Here is a 5,611-nt window from a genome sequence, read left to right as displayed (position 1 = left end):
GCGACCAAGATCAGCTTCATCAACGCAGTGTCGGAGGTGTGTGAGGCGGCGGGCGCGGATGTGACGGTGTTGGCGGACGCGATCGGGATGGATCCGCGGATCGGTCGGCGCTTCCTGGGTGCCGGTCTGGGCTTCGGTGGGGGGTGCCTGCCCAAGGACATCCGGGCGTTCATGGCCCGCGCCGGGGAGTTGGGTGCCGATCAGGCGATGTCGTTCCTGCGGGAGGTCGACTCGATCAACATGCGTCGGCGCGAGCGGATGGTCGAGCTGACCGTCGAGGCGTGTGGCGGGACGGTCATCGGGCGGACGGTCGCGGTGCTGGGGGCGGCGTTCAAGCCGAACTCCGACGACGTGCGGGACTCGCCGGCGCTGAACGTGGCGGGGATGCTCTCGCTCAAGGGTGCCAGTGCGGTGGTGTACGACCCGCAGGCCCTGGACAACGCCCGGGCGTTGTTCCCCACGCTGACCTACGCCGGGTCGGCACTGGCGGCGTGTGAGGGCGCGGACGTAGTGCTGGTGGCCACCGAGTGGCCGGAGTTCGTGGAGTTGGACCCGGCCGCGGTGGCGAGCGTGGCGCGCGGGCGGTTCCTGCTGGACGGGCGCAACTGCATGCCCGGCGACCGCTGGCGCGAAGCTGGTTGGGCCTATAGAGCGCTGGGTGTAGGCAGTCGAAGCAGGGTTGCCGAGAAGGAACGTTGACTTGCATCTTCTGAATTCTTTTTATGGAAGGTACTTTGGTCAGAGTGTCGGGTTGATTGAGACGCAGCCGAGTAGGGAAGCAGTGGATGAAACCGAATTGATGAAGAGAGCCCTGTAAGCATGAAGCTCTCCATTGGGATCACAGCACCGCTAATTTCCGCGCTTGTCCATGCGCTAATGCTCGTAATGCTATCGCGAAACGCAACACCGGCGGATGTTGCGATGATTCTTTCTCTACAGGTTCTGTTTGCCTTCTCCTTCACCATTCTAGAGGTTGGGATTGGGCGAGAGTTATCGGTCGCGGCGGCCCGTGGCCCTACCAATGAGTATCGTGTTCTCAACAGAATCCACTGGGTTGGATGCATCCTGGCTGGTATTGCAGCTATCGCTATCGTCATGTCCATAAAGCTACAATATGTGGCGATACTTATTATTGTGTTCAGTCTTGCCGAGCGCCGTGTCGCCGCGGCCCATGCCTGTTCGGTGGCGACGGGTCAGATTGTCTTATCATCCTTTATTCTCATATCCGGAAGACTTATCGGCCTTGTAGGACTGCTAGCTGTAGGGGCCACAACCTCGATTAGTTTTGACCTCGCCTATTGCCTTGTGGCAGCTTTCAGTTCGATGTCATTAGCAGTCGGACTTAGTACTGTACCAAAGGTAAAACCCTGCGAAGGTCCTCGTCGATCAATGAGAAAGGTACTCTCAGTATCGCTTCACTATTGGGCTACTACTTTAATGGCTCAGGCGCGAACATTAGATGTTGTGATCGTGTCGGCTATGGTGCCTCTTCCAGTAGCTGCCGCATACGCGCTCCCCGCCCGAGCGCTACAGCCATTAAGGATAATTGGAACTTCGGTTGGAAATCTAGCTTTTCCTTTAGCGGCGGCTGGTAAAGAAGAGGCAGTTAAGAAATTGCGTCGCTTTGCATCGCTGAGCGGAATTGCTGGCTTGGCCTCGGTGTTGATCTCGTTGCCGTTCCTGCCTCAATTGGTACCGCTGATCCTAGGCCCTGAGTATGTACTTGCAGTTGTGCCACTCGTATTGTTTGCTGCCGCGGCAATGATAAATATTCCGGGCGCGGTTATGAGTTCTGTCTTGCAGGCGAGCGGAAGGCATCGAGAAATTTCTATGCTCGGGCTAGGTTTGTTGATAGTCCAAATTCTCGGTCTCGTATTGATGCTTAAGCTCTATGGTGTGAATGGTGCCGCGTTCGCTGTACTCGGCACCTACTGCATTCAACTGTTGGTGGTATCTTTCCTCTATCAGAGAAGGGCCAAATGACCTCCGATTGGCTAGTCGGTATTCCGACCTACAAGAGACCAATGCAACTCCGAATAGCGCTCGATTCGCTGGTGTCGCAGAGTTTGGCCCCAAATTTCGATGTGTGCGTGGTCGATAACGATCCAGCCCGATCTGCGTACAGTGTGGTGTCGGAGTTTGTCTCACGATTGAATATCCACTACATGACAGAACCGCAATCAGGTGTGGTTCACGTACGAAACGTGATACTAAATTCCGCGCAGAACTATGCCTTTCTCGCATTCCTAGACGATGACCAAGTTGCAGAAGCTTCATGGCTGAACGAACTGAAGAGTGCCGCCGATATTTATCCGGGTGCAGCTATTTCCGGTGAGCGAACTTACCAACTTCCGCAAGGGTTAATTCCGAATCGACTTCAACGCCGCGCTTTCTCATCACCTGTTCGCGAGCCGGGAAGTTATCTGGCGTACGCCCCGACTGGTAATTGCGTCTTGCCGCTTCATTGTTTCTCCGAGTATGCCAAGGATCTGAGATTTGATCCGAAGTTTACGAACATCGGAGGTGAAGATACAAAGTACTTTCGCGATCTTCTGGACGCGGGAGTGCCAATTCGATGGTGGCCGGCGGCTAAGGTCGTCGAGCCAGTACCCAGCGAGAGAGCTTCTTTGCAGGCGACGCGAGCCAGAGTCATCCGATCAGGCCTCGTTACAGCGCAGTTGAAGCTTGAGGAGAAGCCACGACTCCAGGTGCTTATCGGGAGCATTGTTCGAATCCTCCTCGGATCCGTGATGCAACTAGCAGGCAAAGAAACTGCTCCTGGTTTGAAGGGTCAGCTGCTGTTGCTTGGGGGAATGGGCGGTTTTCAGGCAGTTTGCGGAACCGGTGGTCACTACTACGGAGGAGTGGTCGAGAATGGTGGGAAATAAGTCACGAGCGGTTTTCCGCACCCTTGTCGCAGATAGGGGTGATATTCGGTGGAGACTTCCTGGACGAGTGGACATTGCTTACCTTGGGTGGGTCAGACGCGGAAACCTCGGTGACCAGGCAATGTACGAGGCCTTTCATAATCTTGTAAGTTCAACTCACAGCGTTCAGCTTGCGCCAATAACTAGTGTGGGCCGGCTGATCGCAGCGGGTTCACGGCCACGCACTCTCGTTGTCGGCGGAGGAACCTTGCTTGGCCTTCCTGAATGGAACTTCAGGATCGAGGAAGCAATCAGAATGCTGAAGCCTGATCGGGTGGTGTCACTCGGGACAGGCGTCGTCAATCCGGGCACGGAGATAGACAGTAATAGAATTGAGATCGCGCTCGCCGAGAGTGCAAGAATTTTGGAAGGCTTTGAAAGAGTAACTGTTCGGGGTCCGCGTTCAGTTGCGACCCTCTCCAGATATGGAATCGAAGCGGAAGGCATCGGGGATTTGGCTCTCTTGCGGAGTCGGATAACGGCCGCAAGTCCACATGAGCGGAGTAATTCAATACTAGTAAATCTTGCCAACAATTCTCGGCGGCCACTTTCGTTCGAATCAGATCAATTTCAGTCGCTGATCTCTGCGTTAAGAGAACTTAAGGTCGAGGGCTACGCTGTTCGCTTTTTCGCGATGGAAGACAAGGATATTGACCTCATGCTCGAGTCGGTTGGTAGAGAGTTTGAGATAATACCGTTTGTTATGGGTGCTGACGATCTTGCGCACCTAATGGCCGCCTCATCGCTCGTGTTATCTGAACGGCTTCATGGGAGCATACTCGCCGCCAGCGTGGGGACACCATTCGTGGCAATGCCATACATGGACAAGGTCGTAGACTTTGCGGCGTCGGTCGACTGCTTGGATTGGGTTCTTCCACGAAATGCAGAGGTAGACGGTGTCGACGTCGGCCAGTTCATACGCGGTGTCTTGAATTCCACCGAAAGGCGTGAGTGTGCCCATAAGGTAATCCAAACTAGGTCGACGAACTTATCGCGGTCAGTTATCGAAATAGTATCCGGCCATTAATTCAAGGTATTTCGGCCTTAGCTTGGAGGGTCCAATGAGACTAGGTGATATCGCGGATACGCTTAGAGCGATGGTAGTGGTTGTAATCATCGGGTTCTTGGTCGTCTTTGCTCTGGTAGATTCTAGGTCGGCGTATACTGGAGCGGCAGGCCCCCATTTTGGTCTCTTGCCTCTGGTGGCAAGTTTCGGAGTACTGCTGCTGGCAGCTTCAGCTTTGCTGCTTACGTTGGCAGACCGTTCGATAAAGCTCGGCCTGTTCCATCTCGGTGTGTTACTTTTTGTACTAGTGTATTGGCTTGCGGTTGTCTACAATAATGGCTTCATGGCGGGCGCTGTTGCTGTAATGGTCGCAGCCGTACTAATGGCCTTTTCGGTGCAAGGCGCCGGCCGGCCACTCTACCTGGTCGCGGCTAAGTGGGCACTACGCGTAGTTGTGTTTGGCAGCTTGCTTGCAGGTGTGTTTTTCCCAGACTGGGCATTGGTGCCATTCGGAGTTTCAGATCGGTCCTTGTTCGGATTTAGTACCCGATTAGTGGGGCTAGCTACTTCGCCCAACTACTTGGGATTGGCGGCAGCAACCCTGTTAATTGTCGAGCTTACCTCCGCGTCTAAGGCGCGTCGGCTGTTGTCTGCTGCTGGACTAGGCGTGGTGGCCTCTTTGGCGGTCGCGGCTTATGTAATGCTATGGGCCCAAAGCCGAGGTGTAATAATAGCGGCGTTTGTCGCAGCGCTCAGTCTCCTCCTTTCGCGGTTGCTGGGCCAATCTAACTGGGCCTATGTGGCATCGAGTTGGCTTGCAGTAGGGTCTAGCGCTCTTGTCGTGTTTTGGATACCGGGCGACGTTTTTTTGAATGACAGTCTCGATGATTCGAGTTCTGGCCGTGTTGATATATGGGCGAGTGTTTTATCTTCGTGGGATCAGTACCGGCTGTTCGGAGTCTCACAAAATTCGGCGACTCTAATTCAGTATGGCGCCGGAAACGCCCACAACGGTTTACTGGAATTGCTCGTAACTGGTGGAATGCCTTTGCTATCTGCCGCGCTCGTCCTATTTATTAGTTCTAGTGTGATCATTCTTCGTGCAGGCTCAGCGGGTGCGTTGGCTGGAGTGGTCCTAGTTTTTGTTTCGTGGCAGTTTCTTTTTGGCACGCCGCTTAGGCTGACTAGCCTCAATTGGAATCTATTAGTAGTTATTCTTCTAGTCGGGGCTTGCTCTAGAGCTAGTTTCACCCAGTTGGTATCGTCTCGAGCAGTTTCTACCAGTTGCTGAAGTCAGATTGCTTGCTGCCATGATGTTCAGTGACGGTCGACAGGCCGCGAACTTTCAATCAGATTGGTTCAGTTCTAGTTGTGAACCTCCCTGGATCTGATGCTCCTATTGGTTGTCAAGCGGCTTTGAGCCAGTCTCGGTAGGCATGTGCGAGGTCGTCGTCGCGGCGGAGTCCGCGTTCGAGGGTGGAGATCTTGGCAGGCCAGACGCCGAAGTGGCCGGCGGCGGTTGTGATGCTGATTCTTCGGGCTTGGCGCAGTGGTCGCAGGTCGTCAGTTCGGGGCACTTCGGGTGGGTTGGTGAGCAGTCGGTAGATCTCGCGGCAGATCGCTCGTTTGAGGCATCGCATGGCCTCTTTGGTGGCCCTTCCGGATCCGGAGTGCATAG

The 5,611-nt window shown here is 54.6% G+C and carries 5 protein-coding genes and 1 pseudogene; 5 read left to right on the top strand and 1 reads right to left on the bottom strand.

Translation table 11 applies throughout. The features are described 5' to 3' along the window. The 5 genes from G6017_RS15515 to G6017_RS17090 all read left to right on the top strand — a co-directional run. A partial coding sequence (locus G6017_RS15515) for a UDP binding domain-containing protein (protein ID WP_182618175.1) occupies window positions 1–699 on the top strand: 699 nt, incomplete at its 5' end. A 120-nt stretch (window positions 700–819) separates the two neighbouring features. Next, on the top strand, window positions 820–1,983 hold the full coding sequence (locus G6017_RS15510; protein WP_182618139.1) for an MATE family efflux transporter: 1,164 nt from the start codon (window positions 820–822) through the stop codon (window positions 1,981–1,983). Continuing rightward, on the top strand, window positions 1,980–2,888 hold the full coding sequence (locus G6017_RS15505; protein WP_182618137.1) for a glycosyltransferase family 2 protein: 909 nt from the start codon (window positions 1,980–1,982) through the stop codon (window positions 2,886–2,888). The genes G6017_RS15510 and G6017_RS15505 overlap by 4 nt, the downstream gene beginning before the upstream one ends. Before the next feature lie 67 nt (window positions 2,889–2,955). After that, on the top strand, window positions 2,956–3,954 hold the full coding sequence (locus G6017_RS15500) for a polysaccharide pyruvyl transferase family protein (protein ID WP_182618135.1): 999 nt from the start codon (window positions 2,956–2,958) through the stop codon (window positions 3,952–3,954). Between the two features lie 175 nt (window positions 3,955–4,129). Beyond that, the gene (locus G6017_RS17090; RefSeq protein ID WP_182618133.1) at window positions 4,130–5,224 is read left to right on the top strand and encodes an O-antigen ligase family protein; all 1,095 of its coding nucleotides are present in this window, start codon (window positions 4,130–4,132) and stop codon (window positions 5,222–5,224) included. Between the two features lie 115 nt (window positions 5,225–5,339). Here the strand turns inward: G6017_RS17090 and G6017_RS16550 are convergent. Beyond that, window positions 5,340–5,611: pseudogene (locus G6017_RS16550) on the bottom strand (IS110 family transposase); the annotation flags it as partial.

This window comes from Dietzia sp. B44, assembly GCF_014145245.1.
In the GTDB taxonomy this organism is placed as follows: domain Bacteria; phylum Actinomycetota; class Actinomycetes; order Mycobacteriales; family Mycobacteriaceae; genus Dietzia; species Dietzia natronolimnaea.
This window is presented reverse-complemented; position numbering and strand designations above follow the sequence as displayed.

What these genes read in the sequence shown, in the direction of transcription:
- G6017_RS15510 (WP_182618139.1), top strand. Translation starts at nt 820, where the DNA reads ATGAAGCTCTCCATTGGGATCACAGCACCGCTAATTTCCGCGCTTGTC.
- G6017_RS15505 (WP_182618137.1), top strand. Translation starts at nt 1,980, where the DNA reads ATGACCTCCGATTGGCTAGTCGGTATTCCGACCTACAAGAGACCAATG.